Origin of the sequence: Roseateles sp. (assembly GCF_052436255.1) — a bacterium.
GTDB lineage: Bacteria > Pseudomonadota > Gammaproteobacteria > Burkholderiales > Burkholderiaceae_C > Pelomonas.
The window spans coordinates 1-23,059 of the sequence record NZ_JBQVNP010000038.1; the positions used below are offsets into that span (position 1 = coordinate 1).

Sequence of the window (23,059 nt, forward strand, 5' to 3'; positions counted from 1 at the left end):
AGCACCAGCGCGATGGCGATGATGGGGCCCGAGACCTCCTGCATGGCTTTGACCGTCGCGGCATGCGGCGTCAGGCCGTCCTGGATGTTGCGCTCGACGTTCTCGACCACCACGATGGCGTCGTCCACCACGATGCCGATGGCGAGCACCAGGCCGAACAGCGTCAGCGTGTTGATGCTGAAGCCCAGCAGCAGCAGCACGGCGAAGGTGCCGACGATGGACACCGGCACGGCCACCAGCGGGATGATGGACGCGCGCCAGGTCTGCAGGAAGATGATGACGACCAGCACGACCAGCGCGACCGCCTCGAACAGCGTGGTGACGACCTTGCTGATGGAGGTCTGCACGAAGCGCGTGGGGTCGTAGACGATGGCGTAGTCCACGCCCGCCGGGAAGCTGGGCTTGAGTCGCTCCATCGTCTCGCGCACGTTCTCCGAGATCGCCAGCGCGTTGGAGCCGGGCGCCTGGAAGATGGCGATGGCAGCCGCCTCCTTGTTGTTCAGCAGGCTGCGCAGCGCATAGGTGTTGGCGCTGATCTCGACGCGGCCCACGTCGCGCAGGCGCACCATGGCGCCGGTGCGGGGCTCGGCGCGCACGATGATGTTGGCGAACTCATCCTCGGTGGTCAGGCGGCCCTGGGTGTTGATGGCCAGCTCGAACTCCGTGCCCTTGGGCGCGGGCGAGGCGCCGACGACGCCGGCCGCGACCTGCGAGTTCTGCTCGCGGATGGCGCCGACCACCTCGCTGGCCGTCATGTTGCGCGCGGCGAGCTTTTGCGGGTCAAGCCAGATGCGCATGGCGTAGTCGCCGGCACCGAAGGTCTGCACCGAGCCCATGCCCGGCACGCGCAGCAGGTCGTCGCGCACGTTGAGCGAGCCGTAGTTGCGCAGGTAGAGCGCGTCGCGCGAGTTGTCGGGGCTGACCAGGTGGACCACCATGGTCAGGTTGGGGCTGCTCTTCTCGGTCGTCACGCCGATGGTGCGCACGATTTCGGGCAGGCGCGGCAACGCACGGTTGATGCGGTTCTGCACCGCGGTCTCGGCGGCTTCGGGATTGGTGCCGATCTTGAACGTGACCGTCAGGCTCATGCCGCCGTCGCCAGTGGCCTGGCTGTCGAAATACAGCACGTTCTCGAGGCCGTTGATCTGCTCCTCCAGCGGCGCGGCCACCGTCTCGGAGATCACGCGCGGGTTGGCGCCTGGGTACTGGGCGCGCACCACCACCTGCGGCGGCGCGACCTCGGGGTACTCGGAGATCGGCAGCATGGGAATAGCCAGCGCGCCGATCAGGAAGATGAAGAGCGACAACACGGTCGCGAAGCGCGGCCTGTCGATGAAGAAGCGTGAGATGTCCATGAGGCGTCCGCCCTGTTACTTCGACGCGGCAGGCACGGGGGCGGCCGGGATCGGCATGCCCTTGTCGTCGACCTTGAGCACCTGCGGCGTGACCGGCGCGCCGGGGAAGGCGCGCAGCAGCCCGTCGACGATGACGAGTTCACCGGCCTTGACGCCGTCGACGACGCGCATGCCGTCGATCAGTGCGCCCGGCGTGACGGGCCGTGGCTGCACGATGTTGTTGGGTCCGACGATGAGGACGACCTTGCGCGTCTGGTCGGTCGTGATGGCGCGGTCGGGTACGACGACGCCGGAGTAGCTGGCGCTGCCGCCGAGCTTGACGCGCGCATATAGGCCCGGCGTGAATTGACCCCCCTTGTTGTCGAACACGGCGCGGGCGCGGATGGAGGCGGTAGCCGGGTTCAAGCGGTTGTCGACGAAATCCAGCTTGCCCATGTGCGGGAAGCCCTGCTCGTTGGACAGGCCCATCTGCACGACGGTCGAGACCGGCTTGGCCGAGCGCATGTACTTCAGATAGGTCGCCTCGCTGGCGTCGAAGTAGGCGTAGACCTTGTCGCTGGAGACCACCGTCGTCAACACCGGCTCGCCGACGCCGACGAGGTTGCCCGGCGTGACGTTGGCGCGCGAGGTGCGGCCACTGACGGGCGAGGTCACGTTCGCGTACTCGATGTTCAGGCGGGCCGTCACCAGCGCCGCCTCGGCGCCCTTCTGGTTGGCCTCGGCGCTGCGCAACGCCGAGCGCAGCTGGTCGATCTCCTGCTGGCTGACCGCGTTGACGCTGACCAGCTTCTCGGAGCGCGCCAGATCGGTGCGTGCCAGGTCGGCCTGGGTCTTCAGCGCCGCGATCTGCGCCTCGGCGCGCGCCACCTCGGCGCGGAAGGCGCGCGTGTCGATGGTGAAGAGCGGGTCTCCCTTCCTGACGAACTGGCCTTCCTTGAAGCGCACCGCCTCGACGGTGCCGGCCACGCGCGGGCGCACGTCGACGGTGTCGGGCGCCTCCAGGCGGGCGGTGAACTCGTCGAACTCCTGCACCTCGCGCTGCGTGGCGGGCGCTACCGACACGGGCGGTGGGCCGCCATGACCACCCGGGCCGCCAGCACCGTCCGGCTTTTGACCGCAGGCGGTGAGGATGACTGTCAACAGCAGCGCCAGGCTGGTCTTTTTCATGGAGGGCTCCGAGTGCAAGCGCGCGACTGTAGCCAGATCAAATGAAGCTTGAGCCCCCCAAACTGGAAACCCTTCCAGCCTGCTGACATGAGTTGTCACCAGTGCAGAACTGTGAACAAAAAGCAAAAAGCCGCCCGAAGGCGGCTTGTCGATGCAGCGGCCGGCGCCGTCAGTGGACGCCGTGCATCCACTTCTTCATCAGCGGCGTCATGGCCATCAGAACCAGACCGGCGGCGATGGGGATGATGGTGAAGATCAGGAAGAACACCGACATCGAATAGGTCGACGAGATGTGATCGATGTAGGAGCCGGTGGAGCCGGCGATCTTGTTGGCGATGGCCGAGTTCAGGAACCACACGCCGAACATCAGGCCCAGCAGGCGCGCCGGCGCGAGCTTGGAGATATAGGACAGGCCGACCGGCGACAGGCAGAGCTCGCCCATCGTGTGCAGCAGGTAGGCCAGCGTCAGGAACATCATGCTGACCTGGGCCGTCTTGGCGCCCTGCGGGATGCCGGCCGAGCCATAGGACAGCACCGCGAAGCCCAGGCCCAGCAGCACCAGGCCGACACCGAACTTGACGGGGCCCGACGGGTTCCACTTCTCCTCCCACATCTTGGAGAACATGGGCGCCAGCACGACGATGAAGAAGCTGTTCAGCACGCCGAACCAGGTGGCGGGCACTTCGCTCTGGTCCATGCCGAACTCGCGGCCCAGCATCCACAGGCACAGGCCCCAAATGATGGCGAAGGCCACGGCCAGCGACAGGTTGGCCATCAAGTAGTTGCCACCGGTCGAGCGGTAGAGCTTGAACAGCAGCCAGGACAGGATGGCCGCCGGCACCAGCGTCATCGCGGTGTTGATGATCTTGAAGATGAGGCCGCTGGTGCCGGTGAGCGTGCGGTCGGTGTAGTCGGCCGCGAAGATGGTCATGGACCCGCCGGCCTGCTCGAACGCGAACCAGAAGAAGATGGTGAAGAACGAGAAGACGAAGATCGCCTTCAGGCGGTCCGCCACGACATGCTTGGGCGTGTTGTCCAACGCCTCGCGGGCGCTTTTGGCGGCGGCGTCGACCTTGTCGCCGATACTGCCGAACAGGCCCTGGCTAAGCCAGAACTGCAGCGCGCCCAGAATCATGAAGATGCCGGCCAGGCCGAAACCGAGGTTCCAGGAAATCTTCTCGCCGATGTAGCCGCACAGGGAGATGCCGAAGAAGGCGCCGGCGTTCACGCCCATGTAGAACAGCGTGTAGCCGCCGTCACGGGCGCCTTCGTTGTCCTTGCCGTAAAGCTGGCCGACGATGGCGGAGATGTTGGGCTTGAACAGACCGGTGCCCAGCACGATCAACCCCAGGCCGATGTAGAAGCTCGTTGTCGTCTCCATGAACAGGGCGATGTGGCCCGCCGCGATGACGAAGCCGCCCAGCAGTACCGAGCGCCGCGTGCCCAGCAGCCGGTCGGCGATGTAGCCGCCCAGGATGGGCGTCAGGTAGACGAACAGCGTGTACCAGCCGTACAGCTCCAGTGCCTGCTCGCGGCTCCAGCCCCAGCCGCCCTTGCTGGCCTCGGCGATCAGGAACAGCACGAGCAGCGCCCGCATGCCGTAGTAGGAGAAACGCTCCCACATCTCGGTGAAGAAGAGGACGAAGAGCTGGTTGGGCTGGCCCAGGATGGTGGCCGCGCGACCAGGCGCCGAAGGGGTGGTGGTTGTCACGTCTGCTGTTCCAAGTGAACTCGGGGGCGCGGGCGGTAACCCGCTGGAAAGGGCGGGATTGTCCGGTCTGGAACTGCCAATCCCGCGCCGGGCCACCCCGGGATTGCCCTGGGTCTGCGTGGACGGATTCAGTGACTGGCAAGCCGATGCCCGCAGGCATCGGTCCTGCGCTCAGGGCGCCGCGGCGCGGGCGGAGCCGCCGGAAGAAGCGACGATGGGCTGGCGCTCCGGCAGGATGTAGACCAGGCTCTTGCCGCGCCCCAGCGTCGGCAGCACGACCTCGTCGAAGAACGTCGGGTCGACGACCACGCAGCCGAGCGTGATGCGGCGGTCGTGCAGGTTGGCGGACGCCAGGCGCTCGGGGCGGCCCTGGTTGGCCGGCGTGGGACGCAGGCGGTGGATGGCCAGGTTGGCGTCGTAGTCGAACCAGACGATGCGTTCGCCATTGAGGTTGCGACCCGGCTGGGCTTCAAAGCGGCCGGCCGGCGTCACACGCTCATGGCGGGCCAGCGCTGCAGGGTCTTTGCCGCGCGCGCTGGCGGGCTCGATATCGCCGGGCGTCAGCCCGAGCAGCGCGGCTGTGCGACCGATGAGGCGACCATCGGCAGCGTAGACGGACAGGGTCGCCTGTCGCTTGTCGACGATGGCGAACGGCCGGCCGTCATGGGTATCACCAGCCGGCCGTGAAATGACTTCCGCGCTGACGCCGGGTGATGCCAGCACGCTGCACCCGATGACGATGCTGCACAACCCGACCCTGGCCTGACTTGCCCAACTGCTGCCCACGCGATGCCCCGATAACGGTGGCGGCGCAACTCTCGCGCCTGCCTGGCGGGCAGTCTAGGAAAGGCAGCTTGTAACCAACAGTCCAGGAGTTCACGGATTGGCGTTGTTACCTCGTGGTGAGCCGGTTCGCGCCATCATCTGCGGCGCGGCATCCGGGAAAAAGGCGGTCAGCGGGCGCTGCTCGGGCAGTACATAGACGACTGCGCGCCCCTTGCCGAGGTGGGGCCAGATGGTGCGGTCAAAGAAGTCGGCGGGGACGTTGATGCAGCCCCAGCTGATGCGGTTGTCGGCGGCCGTCTTGCTCGCCAGTCGTTCCAGGCGGCGCTCCTTGGGATTGGTGGCACGCACACGGTGCATGGAGACCGCGGCGTCGTAGTCCACCCAGATGACGTCATCACCCAGCGTGTTGCGGCCCGGCGCCGATTCGAACCGTCCGGCCGGCGTCGTGCGCTCCTGCGGGCGGATGTCCTCGATAGCCTTCTCGCCGATGCCGGGTACCGACAGGTCACCGGCGGCGTAGCCCAGCAGCACCGGGCTGGTGCCGAGCAGGCGACCGCCAGCGGCGAAGACATAGACCTGCGCACGGCGCTTGTCGACGATCGCGAAAGGGCGGTCGCCGTTGTCGGCCGCACGCACGGCCCAGGCGGCGACGCTGGTCACGTCGAGCGGCGCGCGCACTTGGCCCCAATCCAGGCGGGCCTTCTGGAGAGGCGGCGCGGCTGCCGCAGCCACGGGGGTATGGCTGGCCGCAACGGCCGCAGGCGCAGTCGCGGCGGGCTGTGCGGCGCCGAGCCGTTGGCCAACAAAAATGTAGAGCGCGGCCAGTGCCAGGGCGGCGATCAAACCGCCCTGGCAAAGGCCGACAAGGATGTCGCGCCGCCTTGCGGCGGCGGCGAGTTCGGCGCGTTCTCCGAAACGCATGGGGGCTTCCGGAGCCGACGCTGGCCCGACTTAGTTACGGTCGGCACGGGGGGCCGGCTCGTAGGTCGAACCGGTGGTCGACATGTCGGTCGAGTTGGCCGTCGTGTTCGCATTGTTGTTGTACGAACTGTCGGTCGTGCTGCGCACACTCGAGTCGCTGGTCAGCGGCGTGGTGCTGGTGCTGTCCAGCGGGGGGCTCGTGCGTGCCGGGTCGTCGGCAGGCATGGCCTGCTGGGCAGCCGTGGTGTTGTCCACCGGCGTCACCGCGTTCGGATCAGCAGGTGTTTGCTCGCTGATCGGCGCAGCCGTGGCGGCGGCCATCGGGTCGGTCGGCTGGACCTGATCCTCGGCCTGAGCCCAGGCAAAGCCGATACCGGTCACGAGGACGGCGGCGGTCAGAGCACTGGTGGCGGTCTTGAGCTTGGACATGAGGGACTCCTTTTCAATGCGGGGACCGGTCAGATGGCCGGCTGGTGAAGCCGGGCTAACGTTTCCACCGGCTGGAGTTCACTCTATTGCGCGCTCGCCACGCCCAGTGTCGGCACGAGGTCCAACAGCATGTAGGAGGGGTCCCTGGTGGGTAGCGGCTCGTTACGCCGTGCTACCGCGTCAGAGGGTGAAGTCGTAATCGATGGTCAACGGTGCGTGGTCGCTGAACATCTGGCCCGTGTAGATGGCCTCGCTGCGGGCGAGTGCGGCCATACCCGGGGTGGCGAGGTGGTAGTCCAGCCGCCACCCGACGTTGTTGGCCCGCGCGGCGCCGCGCGCGCTCCACCAGGTGTATTGCTCGGCCTTGTCGTTGAGCGTACGGAATACATCCACCAGGCCGCCGCCGTCCGCACCGTTGTCAAACAGGCGGGTGAGCCAGGCGCGCTCGTCGGGCAGGAAACCGCTGTTCTTCTGGTTGCTGCGCCAGTTCTTCAGGTCGACCTCCTTGTGCGCGATGTTGACGTCGGCCACGAGGATGAATTCGCGCTCGGCCTTCAGGGCCAGCAAATGCGGATACAGCGCCGCCAGGAAGCGGTACTTGACCGCCTGCCGCTCCTCGCCGCTGGTGCCGCTCGGAAAGTAGACGCTGATCAGGCTGAGCCTGCGGCCCGGCTTGTCGAAGCGCTTCTCGACCCAGCGGCCCTCGCCGTCGAACTCGTCGATGCCAAGCCCGGTGACCACGTCGCTCGGCTCTTCCCGCGTGTACAGGCCGACGCCGGAATAGCCTTTCTTCTGCGCGTAGTGGAAGTGGCCATTGAGCCGGTCACAGCTGCGGAACTTGGCTTCGACGACATCGGCCTGCGCCTTGAGTTCCTGCACGCCGACCGCATCGGCCTGTTGCTGGCAGAGCCACTCGAAGAAGCCCTTGCTGGCGGCGGAACGAACGCCGTTGAGGTTGGCGGTGATGAAGCGCATCGGAACTAGGGAGAAGGCTGATCCGCGGAAGTATCGCAGTGCAGCAATTGCACAACACCCCCGTGAGCTTTCAGCACGAAACGTCATGTCATCTTTACGATCCCGTAGGAATCAGACGCGCCACACGCGCCCCTTTCTTCATATGCAGCCGGCTCAGCCGCGCCAACTCGAGGACATTTCATGCCCCAACGCATCACCCCGACCTTGCTCACGCTTGCGCTCAGCATGGCCTTCCCGTGGCAGTCCGCTGTCGCGCAGACCGCGGCCGCGCCGGAGGCCAAGAAGGATGTCAGCCAGCTGGAGGCCGTCATCGTCACCGGCAGCCGTCGGGCCGAGAACCTGCGGGAGGTGCCGCTATCGATTTCAGCGATCAAGTCCGAGGAGCTGGACACCTACAACGCCAGCGGCCAGGACATCCGCGCCTTGTCTGGCAAGGTGCCCAGCCTGAACATCGAATCCGACTACGGCCGCACCTTCCCGCGCTTTTATGTGCGTGGCCTGGGCAACACCGACTTCGACATGAACGCCTCGCAGCCCGTCGGCCTGGTCTATGACGACGTCGTGCAGGAAAGCATTGCACTCAAGGGCTTCCCGGTATTCGACATGGAACAGGTCGAACTGCTGCGCGGCCCGCAGGGCACGCTGTTCGGGCGCAACTCGCCGGCCGGGGTCATGAAGTTCGACTCGGCCAAGCCGGGCAAGCACTTCGAGGGTTATGCCAATCTCGGCATCGGCCGCTGGAACGCCGTCAACCTGGAAACCGCCGTCAACGTGCCGCTGAGCGAGGACTGGCAAATGCGCGTCGCCGGCATCGTGCAGCGCCAGGACAACCGCGTCCACAACCCGATTGCGGGCGCCACGGCCGACCTCGAGGGCTACAACGACAAGGCGTTGCGGGTGCAGGCGGCCTACAAGAACGGCGGCTTCTCGGGCCTGTTCAAGATCCAGGCGCGTGACTTCAAGGGCACCGCGACGACCTTCCGCGCCAACATCATCAAGAAGGGCACGAACGACTTCGTCGATGGCTATGACGACAGCTACTACCCGACCGACGGCTACAACTCGCAGACGCTGACGTCCAACGAAGTCAGTGCGCGCCTGCGCTGGGACTTCGATGGCGTGTCGCTGTACTCCATCACCGCCCACGACCGCGCCAAGTTCTACAGCCGTGGCGATGTGGACGGCGGCTTCGGCGCGCCCTATGCGCCGCCGTCCGGACCGAACTACGGTGGCCAGCTCGCCAACATCCCGTTCGACGCGCAGACCGCCGACGGCATTCCGATGCTGCGCCAGACCACGCAGGAGTTCCGCCTGCAGTCCAACACCAGCGCACCGCTGCAGTGGATCGCCGGCCTGTACTACTTCAACGAGAAGCTGCAGGTGGACAGCTTCAACTTCGACAGCTTCGCCGCCGGCGACCCGCAGAACGGTTACGCCGTGCAGCGCCAGGAAGCCAAGTCCTGGGCCGCGTTCGGCAACCTGAACTACGCGGTCACGCCCGACTTCAAGGTGCGCGGCGGCATCCGCTACACCGACGACAAGAAGGACTTCACCGCGTCGCGCACGCAGACTCCCTTCGGCGGCGCCAATGTCGGCCCGCTGACCACCAATCCCAAATCGACGAACTGGAGCTGGGACCTCGGCGCCAACTACAACCTCGACAAGAGCGTGACCGTGTTCACCCGGGTCGCTACCGGCTACCGCGCGCCGTCCATCCAGGGCCGCGTGCTGTTCGGCGACACGATCTCGGTGGCCAGCTCAGAGAAAGTGCTGTCGGTCGAGGCGGGCTTCAAGGCCGACTTGCTCGACAACACCGCCCGCATCAGCGGCACGGTGTTCAAGTACCGCGTCAAGGACATGCAGCTCACCGCCGGCAGCGGCAGCGTCAACCAGAACCGCCTTATCAACGCCGCCAAGGCCGAAGGCCAGGGCTTCGAGATCGACGCGCAGGCCATCATCGCGCGCGACTGGCGCACCACGCTCGGCTTCTCGTACAACGACACCGAGATCAAGGATCCCAACCTGTTCGCCTCGCCCTGCGGCGCGCCGTGCACGGTGCTTGATCCGGCCGGTCCGGTGACCGGCTCCGTCAGCATCAACGGCAACCCGCTGCCGCGCGCGCCCAAGGTCGTCTGGAACTGGACGCTGAAGTACAGCACCGAGATCGGCAACGGCGAGCTGACCGTGCTGACCGATTGGGCCTTCAAGGACAAGTACAACATGTTCCTGTACGAAGCCGTCGAGTACCGCGCCAAGTCGGCACTCGAAGGCGGCCTGCGCGTCGGCTACGGCTGGGCCAATGGCAAGTACGAGGTCGCCGCGTTCTCGCGCAACATCACCGACCACCGCCAGGTCGTCGCCGCCATCGACTTCAACAACCTGACCGGCATCGTCAACGAGCCGCGCAGCTACGGCGTTCAGTTCAAGGCCTTGTTCTAAGCCTTCGGGCCGAGCGCCGGGCCGCTCCCAAGCCGGCCCGATTGGCGATCTGCTTGCGGCTCAATGCCGCGAGCATCGTCCTCCCCTCGGGGGGCTGAGGCCAAGGAAATCCTTGAACGAGGGCCCCCAAACTTGTTGGTGAAAACCAGCTGACGGCCCGGCCCCTTCTAGGGGTCGGGCCTGTTTTTTTGACCCCTAGAATCTTTGGACATGTCTGCCGCGCCCAACGATCCGCTTGCCCAGTCTTTTGTCGCGTTTGCCGTCGAGGCCGGTGTGTTGCGCTTTGGTGAGTTCAAGACGAAGGCCGGCCGGCTCAGCCCCTACTTCTTCAACGCCGGGCTGTTCGACGACGGGGCCAAGCTGGGCCGCCTGGCCGGCTTCTATGCCGAGCGACTGATCACATCGGGTCTTGCCTTCGACATGATCTTCGGTCCGGCCTACAAGGGCATCACGCTGGCCGCGGCGGTGTCGATGGAGCTGGCGCGCCGCGGCCACAACCTCCCGTTCGCCTACAACCGCAAGGAAGCCAAGGACCACGGTGAGGGCGGCACCCTCGTCGGCGCGCCGGTCCGGGGCCGTGTATTGATCATCGACGACGTCATCTCCGCCGGCACGTCGGTGCGCGAATCCATTCAGATGATCGAAGCGGCCGGTGCCGCGCCCTGCGGCGTGACCATCGCGCTGGACCGACAGGAAAAGGCGGCCGAGGGTGGCGTCGACAGCCCGCAGTCGGCCGTGCAGCAGGTGCAGGAACGCTATGGCCTGCCCGTCGTTGCCATCGCCGGCCTGGCCGACCTGCTGGCCTATCTGGACGGCGCACCCGAGCTGGCCGCCCACCGTCCGGCCGTGCTGGCCTATCGACAGCGATACGGAGTGTGAGCCGCCAATGCGCACGTTGACCGTCGTCACCGGAATGCTGGTCGCGGCCTGTGCGCAGGCCCAGGATGTTTCGCCCGGCAAGGGCATCTACACCTGCACGACGGCCGATGGCCGCAGGCTGACGAGCGACCGGCCGATCCCCGAATGCACGTCGCGCGAGCAGCGTGTGCTCAACCCAGATGGCTCGCAGCGCGCGACCTTGCCGCCCTTTCTGAGCCCCGAGGAGCGCACCGCCAAGGAAGCGGCCGACCGCCGCGCGGCGGCCGAGCGAATCGCCCAGCTGGACGCCATCCGACGCGACCGCACCTTGATGCAGCGCTACCCCAACGAGGCCGCCCACCAGCGCGCCCGCAACACCGCGCTGGATGATGCGAACAAGGCCACCCGCCTCTCCGAGCGGCGCATCCAGGACCTCAACCACGAGCGCAAGCCGCTGCTGGACGAGGCCGAGTTCTACAAGGGCAAGCCGTTGCCGGGCAAGCTCAAGCAGGCGCTGGACGCCAACGACGCCGGCATCGAGGCGCAGCAGGTGCTCATCGAGAACCAGAAGGCCGAGATCGTGCGCATCAACACGCGCTTCGACGCCGAACTTGCACGCCTGCGCAAGCTCTGGGCCGGGGCGACGCCGGGGTCGATGGCGCCGCTCAACGAGCTGCCGAAATCGACGCCCCCGGCCACACCCAAGCGCTGAGCTGCATTTGCAGCCTCAGGAAAACCCTCAGTCCTGGCCGAGCTTCTTCTTCAGCAGCTCATTGACGAGGGCTGGATTGGCCTTGCCCTTGGTCGCCTTCATGGCCTGGCCGACCAGCGCGTTGAAAGCCTTGTCCTTGCCGGCGCGGTACTCGTCGACCGACTTCTGGTTGGCGGCCAGCACCTCGTCGAGGATGGCCTCGATGGCGCCGGTGTCGCTGACCTGCCTGAGGCCCTTGGCTTCGATGACGACATCGACGTCGCTGGCCTCGCCCGTCCACAACGCTTCGAAGACCTGCCTGGCGGCGTTGTTGGAGATCGTGCCGTCGGTGATGCGCGCGATGAGCCGGGCCAGCAGCACGGGCCCGACCGGCGCGGCGTCTATCTCACCGCCGGTCGCGTTGAGCCGTTTGCTGATCTCGCCCATGACCCAGTTCGCCACCAGCTTCGGCTGGGCGCCGGCGGCCTTCGCGGCCTCGTAGTAGCGCGCCGTGGGCAGGCTCTGCGTCATCATGGTCGCGTCATAGGCCGGCAGGCCGTCGACGCTCTCGAAACGCGCCGCCATCACGCGCGGCAGCTCCGGCATCTCGCTCTTCACACGTTCCACCCACTCCGGCGCAATCACCAGCGGCGGCAGGTCCGGGTCAGGGAAGTAGCGGTAGTCGGCCGAGTCTTCCTTGCTGCGCATCGCGCGGGTCTCGCCGGTGTCCGGGTTGTAGAGCACCGTGGCCTGCCGGATCTTGCGGCCGTCCTCGATCTCGTCGATCTGCCAGTTGACCTCGTAATTCACCGCGTCGACCAGGAAGCGGAAGCTGTTGAGGTTCTTGATCTCGCGCCGCGTGCCATAAGGTGCGCCGGGCTTGCGCACCGAGACGTTGACGTCGCAGCGGAACGAGCCTTCCTGCATGTTGCCGTCGCAGATGCCCAGCCACATCACCAGTGCATGCAGCGTCTTGGCGTACTCGGCAGCCTCGGCGCCCGAGCGCATGTCGGGCTCGGAGACGATTTCCAGCAGCGGCGTGCCGGCGCGGTTCAGGTCAATGCCAGACTGGCCGTGGTAGTCCTCGTGCAGGCTCTTGCCCGCGTCTTCTTCGAGGTGGGCGCGGGTCAGGTTGACCTTGTGCTTGACGTCGCCGACGAAAAACTCGACCGAGCCGCCCTGCACCACCGGGATCTCGAACTGGCTGATCTGGTAGCCCTTGGGCAGGTCCGGGTAGAAGTAGTTCTTGCGCGCAAAGATCGACAGCGGCGCCACCTTGGCGCCGACCGCCAGGCCAAAGCGGATGGCGCGTTCGACGGCAGCGCGGTTCAGCACCGGCAGGGTGCCGGGCAGGGCCAGGTCCACCGGCGAGGCCTGGGTGTTGGGTGCCGCCCCGAAGGCGGTCGAGCTGCCACTGAAGATCTTGCTCTGCGTTGAGAGCTGGACGTGGTTTTCGAGGCCGATGACGACCTCATAGCCGCGGATGAGCTTGGAAGTAGGCATATCAGAATCCTGCCGGGGCGCGCTGGTGCCAGTCGGTCGCCTGTTGAAGCGCGTGGGCGGTGTGCAGCAACTGCCCTTCCTTGAAGTAGTTGCCGATGAGCTGCAGGCCCACGGGCATGCCGCCATCGCCGCTGCCGACCGGCACGCTCATGCCGGGCAGCCCGGCCAGCGAGCCGGGCAGCGTAAAGATGTCGGCAAGGTAGGCCTGGGTGGGGTTGTCCTTGCCCTCGCCGTGCTTCCAGGCAACCGTCGGCGCGACTGGGCCGGCGATCAGGTCACATTGGGCGAAACACTGCTGGAAGTCGTCAGCGATCATGCGGCGCAGCTTCTGCGCCTGCAGGTAGTAGGCGTCGTAGTAGCCGTGCGAGAGCACATAGCTGCCGATCATGATGCGGCGCTTGACCTCGGGGCCGAAACCCTCGGCACGCGTCTTCTTGTACATATCGAGCAGATCGTCGTACTTGGAGGCACGATGGCCAAACTTAACGCCATCGAAGCGGCTCAGGTTGGAACTGGCCTCGGCCGGGGCAATGATGTAGTAGACGGGAATGGCCAGCTCTGTGCGCGGCAGGCTCACATCGACGAGCGTCGCGCCGAGCCTCTCCAGTTCGGCAAGTCCGGCGCGGACGGCGGCGTTGACGTCGGCGGACAGCCCCGCCGGGAAGAACTCTTTCGGCAGCCCGATGCGCAGGCCGGCCAGCGGCTTGCCGGCTGAGGCGCCCTCGCGAGCCGTCAGCATCTGCTGGTGGAAGTCCTGCGGCGGCTGCTGCACGCTGGTCGCATCGCGCTCGTCGAAGCCGCTCATCGCCGACAGCAGCAGCGCGCAGTCCTCGGCCGAGCGGGCCATCGGGCCGGCCTGGTCCAGGCTGGACGCGAAGGCGATCATCCCGTAGCGCGAGCACACGCCATAGGTCGGCTTGATGCCCGTGATGCCGGTGAAGCTGGCCGGCTGGCGGATGGAGCCGCCGGTGTCGGTGCCGGTCGTGCCGGGCACCAAGCGGGCCGCCACGGCGACCGCCGAGCCGCCGGAAGAGCCGCCGGGCACGCGGCCGACGTCCCACGGGTTGTGGGCCGGGCCGTAGGCACTGTTCTCGTTGGCCGAGCCCATCGCGAACTCGTCGCAGTTCAGCTTGCCCAACGCCACCGTGCCGGCAGCGTTCAGCCTGGCGATGACGGTGGCATCGAAGGGGCTGCGGTAGCCGGCCAGGATCCTGGAGCCGGCCGTCGTTGGCATGTCGGCAGTGACGTAGATGTCCTTGTGCGCCACGGGCACACCGGTCAGCGCACCGCCGTTGCCAGCGGCCAGCACCGCATCGGCGGCGTCGGCACGGGCCAGCGCGCCGTCGGTGTTCACATGCAGGAAGGCCCCCAGACCTTCATGCGCCTGGATCCGGCTCAGCAGAGCTAGCGTGGCTTCGCGGCTGGACAGCACGCGGCTTCTCAGGGCGGCGGCCAGCTCGGCCACGCCCATGTCGTGAACGGGCTTCATTCAATGACCTTGGGAACGAGGAAGAGGCCGTCCTCGACGGCCGGTGCGCTGCGCTGGTTCAGCTCGCGCTGGTCGCTCTCGGTGACGGCGTCGTCACGCAGACGCAGGGCTACCTCTTGCACGGCCGACAGTGGCGTGTACAGCGGCTCGACGCCGGCGGTGTCGACGGCACTCATCTGGTCGACGATCTTGAAGAAGTCGTTCAGGTTGCCCAGCAGCGCCTCGGACTCGGCCGGTTGCAGTTCCAGCCGCGCCAGATTGGCGATGCGGCTCACGTCGTCAGGGGTGAGGCTCATGAAGGGTTTTCAGATGTAAGCCTGAAGCCAGAAAGCGAGTGCTGGTCGGCTTCAAAACAGGGTGTTCGGTTATTATCGCCGCCCATCTCCATGGCCTTCGGGGCTGCCCAATCAGCGACTTGTTTTGTCGCCGGCCGGGCGGCCTCTTGGCTTTCCAGACCCCCGATTTTTCAAGCCGCGCCCCCGCTGGCGAGGCTCTCCGCGCCCACCATGTTCGCCTCCCTGCGCCGCTATTTCTCGACCGACCTCGCCATCGACCTCGGCACCGCCAACACCCTGATTTACGTGCGCGGCAAGGGCATCGTCCTCGACGAGCCCTCGGTGGTGTCGATCCGCCACGAGGGCGGCCCCAACGGCAAGAAGACCATCCAGGCCGTGGGCCGCGAGGCCAAGGCCATGCTGGGCAAGGTGCCCGGCAACATCGAAGCCATCCGGCCGATGAAAGACGGCGTCATCGCCGACTTCACTGTCACTGAGCAGATGCTCAAGCAGTTCATCAAGATGGTCCATGACTCCAAGACCTTCAAGCCGAGCCCGCGCATCATCATCTGCGTGCCCTGCGGCTCGACCCAGGTCGAGCGCCGCGCGATCCGCGAGTCGGCCCTCGGCGCCGGTGCCAGCGAGGTCTACCTGATCGAGGAACCCATGGCCGCCGCGATCGGCGCCGGCCTGCCGGTGTCGGAAGCGTCGGGCTCGATGGTCGTCGACATCGGCGGCGGCACCACCGAGGTCGGTGTCATCTCGCTGGGCGGCATGGTCTACAAGGGCTCGGTCCGCGTTGGCGGCGACAAGTTCGACGAAGCCATCATCAACTACATCCGCCGCAACTACGGCATGCTGATCGGCGAGCCCACCGCCGAGGCGATCAAGAAGAACATCGGCAGCGCCTTCCCTGGCAGCGAGGTCAAGGAGATGGAGGTCAAGGGCCGCAACCTCTCCGAGGGCGTGCCGCGCAGCTTCACGATCTCGTCCAACGAGATCCTCGAAGCGCTGACCGACCCGCTCAACCAGATCGTCTCCGCCGTGAAGAACGCACTGGAGCAGACGCCCCCCGAGCTGGGCGCCGACATCGCCGAGCGCGGCATGATGCTGACCGGCGGCGGCGCGCTGCTGCGCGACCTGGACCGCCTGCTGGGCGAGGAAACCGGCCTGCCGGTGCTGGTGGCCGAGGACCCGCTGACCTGTGTCGTGCGCGGTTGCGGCATGGCGCTGGAGCGCATGGAGCGCCTGGGCTCGATCTTCACTTCGGAGTGAAGCCAAGCGCGCTCTAGAAAGATGCAACCACTGAGGCACAGAGGCACGGAGAAAAGAGCTCTGCATTCTCTCTGTGCCTCTGTGCCTCAGTGGTTGCCTTTGCGTTCGCCGTCCTCCGACTAACTCTGCGGCGCCATGCCCCTCGGCACCCTAGACCGCACCCCCCCGCCGTTCTTCCGCCAGGGTCCTTCGGCGCTGACCAAGCTCGCGCTGTGCTCGGCACTCGCGCTGCTGATGATGGTGGCCGATGCCCGCTTCAAGCTGATGCAGCCCGTGCGCGCCGGCTTCGCTCTCGTGCTGCACCCGGTACAGCGCCTGCTGCTGGCGCCGGTGGACGCCTGGGAGACGGCCGGCGACTACCTGCGCGGCACCCAGCGCGCGATGGCCGCCGAGGACCAGGCGCGCCGCCAGCTCAGCGCCCAGGCCGAGCGCCTGTCGCGCGCCGAGGCCCTGCAGATCGAGAATGACCGGCTGCGCAAGCTGCTGGGCTTGCTGCCCTCGCTGAGCGTGCCGGCCATCCCCGCCGAGGTGCTGTTCGAGGCGCCTGACCCCTTCTCGCGCCGCGTCGTCATCGACCGCGGTGCGACGGTGGGCGTGACCGCCGGCTCGCCCGTCATCAACGAGGCCGGCGTGCTGGGGCAGGTGACGCGCGTCTACCCGCTATCCGCCGAAGTCACGCTGCTGACCGACAAGGACGCCGCCATCCCGCTGCTGAACGCGCGCACGCAGATGCGCAATGCCGCCGCCGGGCGCCCGGACGGTGCCGGCATGGAGCTGCGCTTCCTCGCGGCGAATTCGGACGTGAGGGTCGGCGATGTGATGACGACCTCGGGCCTGGACGGCGTCTATCCGCCGGGCCTGCCGGTCGCCAGGGTAAGCGCCGTCGAGCGGCGCGGCGACTCCAGCTTCGCCCAGGTGCTGCTGGCGCCCATTGCCCACCCGGACAGCGCTCGCCACGTGCTGGTGCTGCTGCCGCAGGACCGTCATCTCTCGGCCAAGCGCGAAGCCGATGTGGCTGCGGTCGCCGAAGCCGCGTCGGCCGCCGAGAGCAAGGCCGCTGCACGCGCCGCGAAGAAGGCGGAGCGCGCAGAGAAGGCCGCCGTCAAGGCATCCGGAGCCGCCCAATGATCATGCCGCGCGCCGCCGACCAGTTGCTGCTGCCGGCCAACCCCTGGTTCATCGCCTTCACGCTGGTCGTCGCGCTGATGGTCGACATGGTGCCGGCCGGCCGCCATGCGGCCATGCCCGATGTGCTGGCCGTGGTGCTGGTGTTCTGGGGTGTGCACCAGCCCAGGCGCATCGGCGTGCTGTGGGCCTTCGTGTTCGGCCTGCTCGTCGACGTGCATGACGGCGCCCTGCTCGGCCAGCACGCGCTGGCCTACAGCGCGCTGAGCTTCGGCGCGATCATGCTGCACCGCCGCCTGACCTGGTTTCCGCTGGGCGCGCAGGCGGTGCAGGTGCTGCCGCTGTTCTTTGGTGCCCATGCGCTGGCGTTGATCGTGCGGATGCTGGTCGGCGGCATGTGGCCAGGCTGGGGCGTGCTGTTGGCTCCGGTCTTCGAGGCGGCACTGTGGCCGGTAATCAGCGTGCTGCTGCTCGCACCGCAGCGCCGCGCGCCGGACCGCGACGCGAACCGTCCGCTTTGACGCCACCCTGAGTCGTGGTCGTCCTCAAGAACCTCCCCCAGGAGCTGTCACGGTTCCGCATGCGCGTGCTGGCCGCCGTGGCCTTCGTGCTGTTCTGCTTCGGCCTGCTGGTGGCGCGCCTGGTCTGGCTGCAGGTCATCCAGCACGATGAACTGGCAGCCCGCGCCGAATCGAATCGGATCGCCATCGTGCCCATCGTGCCCAACCGCGGCCTCATCAAGGACCGCAACGGCGTCGTGCTGGCCAGTAACTACTCGGCCTACACACTGGAGATCAACCCCGAGAAGGTGGTTGACCTGGACGCCACCATCGAGGCCCTCGGCCAGATCGTGGACATCCAGCCACGCGACAAGCGCCGCTTCAAGCGACTGCTGGACGAAGCCAAGCACACCGACTCACTGCCCATCCGCACCAAGCTGACCGACGAGGAGGTCGCCCGCTTCACGGCCCAGCGCTTTCGATTCCCCGGTGTCGAGATCAAGGCACGGCTGTTCCGCTCGTATCCGCTCGGTGAGGTCGGCGCCCACTTGATCGGCTACATCGGCCGCATCAACCAGGCCGAGAAGAAGCAGATGGAAGATTGGGAGGAGGAAGACCTCGCCAACTACCGCGGTACCGAGTACATCGGCAAGCTCGGCCTGGAGCAGGCCTATGAGCGCGAGCTGCATGGCATCACGGGTTTCGAGCAGGTCGAGACCAGCGCAGGCGGCCGCGCCGTGCGCCGGCTGGACCACAAGCCGCCGACGCCGGGCAACACGCTCAACCTGTCGGTCGACATCAAGCTGCAGGCGTTGGTGGAGCGGCTGTTCGGCCAGCGCCGCGGCGCGCTGGTGGCCATCGACCCGCGCAACGGCGAGGTGCTGGCCTTCGTGTCCAAGCCGACCTTCGACCCCAACCTTTTCGTCGATGGCATCGACGCCGATTCCTGGCGCGAGCTCAACGAGGACATCGACAAGCCGCTGCTGAACCGCGCGCTGCGCGGCACCTATCCGCCCGGCTCGACCTTCAAGCCGCTGATGGCCATGGCCGCGCTGACCAGCGGCAAACGCGGGCCGAACGTCGTCATCCAGGACAACCTGACCTACAGCTTCGGCGGACGCAGCTTCGGCAGCCCCGAGGCCGACCGGCCCGGCCCGAAGGACATGCGCCTGGCCATCGTGGGTTCGTCCAACGTCTACTTCTACAGCCTGGCCAACGAGATGGGCGTGGACCTGATCCACGACGAGCTGGCGCCCTTCGGCCTGGGCCGCAAGACCGAGATCGACGTGCAGGGCGAGGTCACCGGCATCCTGCCGTCGCAGGAATGGAAGCGCCGCTACTTCGCGAGGAACCCGGCGAACCAGAAGTGGTTCCCGGGCGAGACCATCTCGCTGGGCATCGGCCAGGGCTACAACAGTTTCACCATGCTGCAGCTGGCCAATGCCTATGCCATCGTCGCCTCCGGCGGCCAGCGCTACAAGCCACGCCTGGTGCGCGAGATCGAGGACGTCGTGCGCCATGAGCAGCGCCGCACCGCCAGCGACGCGCTGACGCCGCTGCCGCTGCGCCCAGCCGATGTCGACGTCATCCGCAACGCCATGGGCGGCGTGACGCTGGAGGGCACATCGCGCCAAGTCTTCATGGGCGCAAGCTACACGAGCGGCGGCAAGACCGGCACCGCCCAGGCGGTGGGGCTGCGGGCTGGCGAGCGCTACAGCGCCATCAAGGCCGACGAGCGCAAGCGCGACCATTCGCTCTACGTTGCCTTTGCACCTGTGGACCAGCCCAGCGTCGCGCTGGCCGTCATCGTCGAGAACGCCGGCTGGGGCTCGGCCGCCGCCGCGCCGATCGCGCGCCGCGTGTTCGACTACCTGCTGGCGGGCGTCTACCCTAGCGAGGAAGACATCGCCAAAACACAGTTAGGTCAGACGTACGCGCCCATCGGCACGTCGCGCAAGGTGGCCGACGTGCCGCTGCTGCCGCCGAGCCAGACGGCGTCCGCCGCATCGGCAGCAGCGGCGGCGTCTGCACCGGCTACAGGAGCTTCGCGATGACCGTCTTCGAGCGCCCGCCCCTGTGGCAACGCGTGAAGCCTTGGCTCAGCGGTCTGGACGTGCCGCTGCTGCTGGCCATCCTGTGGATGTGCGGTTGGGGACTGCTGTGCATGTACTCGGCCGGGTATGACCATGGCACACGCTTCGTCGACCATGCGCGCAACATGGCGTTGGCGCTGGGCCTGATGTACATCGTCTCGCGCGTGCCGCCGCAGACGCTGATGGCCCTGGCCGTGCCGCTGTACGCGTTCGGCATCGCCTTGCTCATTGCCACTGCGGTCTTCGGCGTCACCAAGAAGGGGGCGACGCGCTGGCTGAGCATCGGCGTGACGCAGATCCAGCCGTCGGAGCTGCTCAAGATCGCCACGCCGCTGATGCTGGCCTGGTGGTTCCAGAAGCGCGAAGGGCTGCTGCGCTGGCCCGACTTCATGGCCGCCTTCGCGCTGCTGCTGCTGCCCTTCCTGCTGATCGCCAAGCAGCCCGACCTCGGCACCAGCATCCTGGTGCTGGCCGCGGGGTTGTACGTCATTTTCTTCGCCGGCCTGCCGTGGAAGCTCATCGTTCCTGCCGTCGTGCTGGCGGCGGCCGGCATCACCGCGCTGGTGCTGAGCGAGGACGAGATCTGCCAGCCCGAGGTGACGTGGCCGTTGCTCAAGCCCTATCAGAAGACCCGTGTCTGCACCCTGCTCGACCCGACCAAGGACCCGCTCGGCAAGGGCTTCCACATCATCCAGGGCGAGATCGCCATCGGCTCCGGCGGGCTGACCGGCAAGGGCTTCATGCAGGGCACGCAGACGCATCTGGAGTTCATTCCCGAGCGCACCACGGACTTCATCTTCGCGGCGTTTGGCGAGGAGTTCGGGCTGACGGGCGCCCTGGCGCTGCTGGCCGGCTTCACGGCACTGATCCTGCGCGGGCTGATGATCGCGTCCGATGCGCCGACGCTGTTCGGCCGGCTGATGGCGGGTGCGGTGACGCTGAGCTTCTTCACCTATGTGTTCGTCAACATGGGCATGGTCAGCGGCATCCTGCCCGTCGTCGGCGTGCCCCTGCCTTTCATCAGCTATGGCGGCACGGCCATGGTGACGCTGGGGCTCTCGCTGGGCCTGCTGTTATCCATCGCGCGCGCCAAGAAGCTCGTCAAGACGTAGCGGCCGGCACCGCCTGGAAGCGGATCGTGAACCGCGCGCCCGGCCCCTGGCCATCGGGCGATTCGCCGCCCGCGGCGCGGCGCACGCGCGTGTCGTCCAGCGTCAGCTCGGCCTCGTGCTGCTGCACGATCTCCTGCACGATGGCCAGGCCCAGGCCCGAGCCCTCCGCACCGCTGCCCAGCGAACGGTAGAAGGGCTGGAAGACCTTGTCCCGCTCCGCCGGCGCGATACCTGGTCCGGTGTCCTCGACCTGCAGCACCATGACCTGGCCGAAAGGGTCTTCGACGATGCGCACCGTCACCAGGCCACCCGCAGGGGTGTAGAGCAGGGCGTTGTCGACGAGGTTGCGGATCAGCTCGCCGATCAGCACCGGCTGGCCCTGCACGCGCAACCGGCTGTCATCCGGAGCGACACCGTCGTAGCCGAGATCGATGCGCCGCTCCAGCGCGCGCGGCACGAAGTCGCGCACCGTGTCGATGGCGATCTCGGCCAGGTTGACCGGCTCACGCCGCATGGCCTGCTCGGCATCCTCGGCGCGGGCCATCGACAACAGCTGGTTGACCATGTGGGCGGCACGCTCGCTGGCCTTGGCGATGTGGCCCAGCGAGCGCTTGAGCTCTTCCGGCGAGGCGCGGCCGGCATCGATCTCGCGCTGGATCAGCTCGGCCTGCGTGCGCAGCCCCGCCAGCGGCGTCTTCAGCTGGTGCGCCGCGTCGGCGAGGAAATGCTTCTGGCGGCTCATCGACAGATCCAGCCGCATCAGCAGGTCGTTGATGGCCTGCACCAGCGGCGCCACCTCGTCGGGCACGCGCTGCTCGTCGATGGGGGACAGGTCTGAACTCTCGCGCGAGCGGATGCGCCGCTGCAGCTCGTTGAGCGGCGAGATGCCCCGTGCCAGCGCCAGCCAGACCAGCAGCACCGCCAGCGGCAGGATGACGAACTGCGGCAGGATGACGCCCTTGATGATCTCGTTGGTCAGCCGCGCGCGCTTGCCCAGGGTCTCGGCCACCTGCACGAGCATGGTCAGGGTCGAGCCGGCCTGGCCCTCGGGCGACACCCAGAGATAGGCCACGCGCACGGCATCGGTGCCGACCTCGTCGTCGCGGAAATGCAGCTCCCAAGGCACGACGGGCGCGTCCTCCGACGGCACGGGCAAGCCCGCATCCCCGCTTAGCAACTCGCCACGCACGCCGAGCACCTGGTAGAAGACCGTGTCTGACGCGTCCGCACGCAGCAGCGCAGCCGCCTCCGGCACCAGGGCATAGCGGTCGCGCCCCTTGGCCGGCGCCGACTCCGCCGCCACCTGCAGCCCCAGGCTGCGCGCCACTTCGCCCAGCTCACGGTCATAGGGCCGGCTCGCAATGCCTTGCGCCACCAGCCACGTCAGCGCGACGCTGATCGGCCAGATCAGCAGCAGCGGGGCGAGCATCCAGTCGAGGATCTCGCCAAACAGCGAGCCCTGTGCCGCAGGAGCGCCGGCCCGAGCCATCGAGCCTTGCTCGGAGATGGCACCCTCCTTGTTGGACATCTAGGACGAAATCTTTTCCAGGCAGTAGCCCAGGCCACGCACGGTCGCGATTCGGATCGGCCCCTGCTCGATCTTCTTGCGCAGCCGATGGATATAGACCTCGATGGCGTTGTTGGAGACTTCCTCGCCCCATTCGCACAGACGCTCGACGAGCTGGTCCTTGCTGACCAGCCGACCGGCGCGCTGCAGCAGGACTTCCAGCAGCGACAGCTCGCGCGCCGACAGTTCCAGCATCTGGTCGTTGATATAGGCCACGCGCCCGGTCGCATCGAAGGTCAGCGGGCCGTGCTTGATGACGCTGCTGGCGGTGCCCAGACCACGCCGGGTGAGCGCCCGCACCCGCGCCTCCAGCTCCTGCAGCGAAAAAGGCTTGGCCATGTAGTCGTCCGCCCCGAAGTCCAGGCCCTTGACCCGTTGCTCGACGCTGTCGGCCGCGGTCAGGATCAGCACAGGCATGGTCGAGCCGCGAGCGCGCAGCTTGCGCAGTACTTCCAAACCGTGCAGCCGCGGCAGGCCCAGGTCGAGGATGACGAGGTCGAACTCGTGCGTGGCGAGTGCCGAGTCAGCCTCGGTGCCGCTGCTGACGCGATCCACCGCGTATCCGGATGCGCGCAGCGCACGCAGCAGACCATCGGCCAGCACTTGGTCGTCTTCGGCAATCAGGATGCGCATGATTCTTTGTCTCCGCTGCCGATGTTAGGTGTTGAGCGGGTGGCTCACGCGATGAGCCACCCGCGGCCTAGCATGCTCATCAATCCTGAGGCTGCGCGCTGCCGCAGATCGGGGGACAAACCACTGTACAAACCAACAGCTTGCCCCATAATTCA

General features: G+C 67.2%; 20 protein-coding genes. 8 read left to right on the forward strand and 12 right to left on the reverse strand.

Annotation, left to right across the window (positions count from 1 at the left end; all coding sequences use genetic code 11):
• The 7 genes from ACT6S0_RS11140 to ACT6S0_RS11170 form a co-directional block, all read right to left on the reverse strand.
• Positions 1 to 1,355, reverse strand: a 1,355-nt coding sequence (locus tag ACT6S0_RS11140) for an efflux RND transporter permease subunit (protein ID WP_444763958.1), incomplete at its 3' end; no start/stop codon positions are given.
• Between the two features lie 15 nt (positions 1,356 to 1,370).
• The gene (locus ACT6S0_RS11145; protein ID WP_444763959.1) at positions 1,371 to 2,522 is read right to left on the reverse strand and encodes an efflux RND transporter periplasmic adaptor subunit; all 1,152 of its coding nucleotides are present in this window, start codon (positions 2,520 to 2,522) and stop codon (positions 1,371 to 1,373) included.
• 169 nt (positions 2,523 to 2,691) lie between these two features.
• A complete protein-coding gene (locus tag ACT6S0_RS11150) occupies positions 2,692 to 4,233 on the reverse strand; it encodes a peptide MFS transporter (RefSeq protein WP_444763960.1) in 1,542 nt (513 codons plus the stop codon).
• A 171-nt stretch (positions 4,234 to 4,404) separates the two neighbouring features.
• Positions 4,405 to 4,956, reverse strand: a complete 552-nt coding sequence (locus ACT6S0_RS11155) for a L,D-transpeptidase (RefSeq protein WP_444763961.1) — start codon at positions 4,954 to 4,956, stop codon at positions 4,405 to 4,407.
• A 153-nt stretch (positions 4,957 to 5,109) separates the two neighbouring features.
• Positions 5,110 to 5,940, reverse strand: coding sequence for a hypothetical protein (locus ACT6S0_RS11160; protein ID WP_444763962.1), 831 nt, complete (start codon positions 5,938 to 5,940; stop codon positions 5,110 to 5,112).
• A 30-nt stretch (positions 5,941 to 5,970) separates the two neighbouring features.
• Entirely contained in the window at positions 5,971 to 6,369 is a 399-nt protein-coding gene (locus tag ACT6S0_RS11165) for a hypothetical protein (protein ID WP_444763963.1), read from the reverse strand.
• A 180-nt stretch (positions 6,370 to 6,549) separates the two neighbouring features.
• Positions 6,550 to 7,344, reverse strand: a complete 795-nt coding sequence (locus ACT6S0_RS11170) for an exodeoxyribonuclease III (protein ID WP_444763964.1) — start codon at positions 7,342 to 7,344, stop codon at positions 6,550 to 6,552.
• 180 nt (positions 7,345 to 7,524) lie between these two features.
• Between ACT6S0_RS11170 and ACT6S0_RS11175 the strand changes: the two genes are divergently transcribed.
• The 3 genes from ACT6S0_RS11175 to ACT6S0_RS11185 all read left to right on the forward strand — a co-directional run bounded on the left by ACT6S0_RS11175 (position 7,525) and on the right by ACT6S0_RS11185 (position 11,353).
• A complete protein-coding gene (locus tag ACT6S0_RS11175; RefSeq protein WP_444763965.1) occupies positions 7,525 to 9,783 on the forward strand; it encodes a TonB-dependent receptor in 2,259 nt (752 codons plus the stop codon).
• Between the two features lie 210 nt (positions 9,784 to 9,993).
• The gene (pyrE, locus tag ACT6S0_RS11180) at positions 9,994 to 10,662 is read left to right on the forward strand and encodes an orotate phosphoribosyltransferase (RefSeq protein ID WP_444763966.1); all 669 of its coding nucleotides are present in this window, start codon (positions 9,994 to 9,996) and stop codon (positions 10,660 to 10,662) included.
• Between the two features lie 7 nt (positions 10,663 to 10,669).
• Positions 10,670 to 11,353, forward strand: a complete 684-nt coding sequence (locus tag ACT6S0_RS11185; protein WP_444763967.1) for a hypothetical protein — start codon at positions 10,670 to 10,672, stop codon at positions 11,351 to 11,353.
• A 27-nt stretch (positions 11,354 to 11,380) separates the two neighbouring features.
• Here the strand turns inward: ACT6S0_RS11185 and gatB are convergent, their stop codons facing one another.
• Genes gatB through gatC form a run of 3 tightly spaced genes read right to left on the reverse strand, consistent with a single transcriptional unit; the run spans position 11,381 to position 14,620 of the window.
• On the reverse strand, positions 11,381 to 12,835 hold the full coding sequence (gatB, locus tag ACT6S0_RS11190) for an Asp-tRNA(Asn)/Glu-tRNA(Gln) amidotransferase subunit GatB (RefSeq protein ID WP_444763968.1): 1,455 nt from the start codon (positions 12,833 to 12,835) through the stop codon (positions 11,381 to 11,383).
• Between the two features lies 1 nt (position 12,836).
• A complete protein-coding gene (gatA, locus tag ACT6S0_RS11195; RefSeq protein WP_444591715.1) occupies positions 12,837 to 14,324 on the reverse strand; it encodes an Asp-tRNA(Asn)/Glu-tRNA(Gln) amidotransferase subunit GatA in 1,488 nt (495 codons plus the stop codon).
• Positions 14,321 to 14,620 carry an Asp-tRNA(Asn)/Glu-tRNA(Gln) amidotransferase subunit GatC gene (gene gatC, locus ACT6S0_RS11200; protein ID WP_444591716.1) on the reverse strand — a complete coding sequence of 100 codons (300 nt, stop codon included), beginning with the start codon at positions 14,618 to 14,620 and terminating at the stop codon, positions 14,321 to 14,323. The genes gatA and gatC overlap by 4 nt, the downstream gene beginning before the upstream one ends.
• A 210-nt stretch (positions 14,621 to 14,830) precedes the next feature.
• Between gatC and ACT6S0_RS11205 the strand changes: the two genes are divergently transcribed.
• The 5 genes from ACT6S0_RS11205 (at position 14,831) to rodA (ending at position 20,704) form a co-directional block, all read left to right on the forward strand.
• A complete protein-coding gene (locus ACT6S0_RS11205; protein ID WP_056914135.1) occupies positions 14,831 to 15,874 on the forward strand; it encodes a rod shape-determining protein in 1,044 nt (347 codons plus the stop codon).
• Positions 15,875 to 16,009: 135 nt separating this feature from the next.
• Positions 16,010 to 17,002, forward strand: a complete 993-nt coding sequence (gene mreC / locus ACT6S0_RS11210) for a rod shape-determining protein MreC (RefSeq protein ID WP_444763969.1) — start codon at positions 16,010 to 16,012, stop codon at positions 17,000 to 17,002.
• Positions 16,999 to 17,520 (forward strand): rod shape-determining protein MreD, encoded by a 522-nt coding sequence (gene mreD / locus ACT6S0_RS11215; protein ID WP_444763970.1) that lies wholly within the window; start codon positions 16,999 to 17,001, stop codon positions 17,518 to 17,520. The genes mreC and mreD overlap by 4 nt, the downstream gene beginning before the upstream one ends.
• A gap of 14 nt (positions 17,521 to 17,534) precedes the next feature.
• A complete protein-coding gene (gene mrdA / locus ACT6S0_RS11220) occupies positions 17,535 to 19,553 on the forward strand; it encodes a penicillin-binding protein 2 (protein ID WP_444763971.1) in 2,019 nt (672 codons plus the stop codon).
• The gene (rodA, locus tag ACT6S0_RS11225) at positions 19,550 to 20,704 is read left to right on the forward strand and encodes a rod shape-determining protein RodA (RefSeq protein WP_444763972.1); all 1,155 of its coding nucleotides are present in this window, start codon (positions 19,550 to 19,552) and stop codon (positions 20,702 to 20,704) included. Before mrdA ends, rodA begins: the two co-directional genes overlap by 4 nt.
• On the opposite strand, the gene ACT6S0_RS11230 is transcribed toward rodA, so the two are convergent.
• Positions 20,694 to 22,193 carry a sensor histidine kinase gene (locus tag ACT6S0_RS11230; RefSeq protein ID WP_444763988.1) on the reverse strand — a complete coding sequence of 500 codons (1,500 nt, stop codon included), beginning with the start codon at positions 22,191 to 22,193 and terminating at the stop codon, positions 20,694 to 20,696. The two genes, rodA and ACT6S0_RS11230, sit on opposite strands and share 11 nt — an antisense overlap.
• Positions 22,194 to 22,232: 39 nt before the next feature.
• Entirely contained in the window at positions 22,233 to 22,904 is a 672-nt protein-coding gene (locus tag ACT6S0_RS11235; RefSeq protein ID WP_444763973.1) for a response regulator, read from the reverse strand.
• Positions 22,905 to 23,059 lie beyond the last annotated feature (155 nt).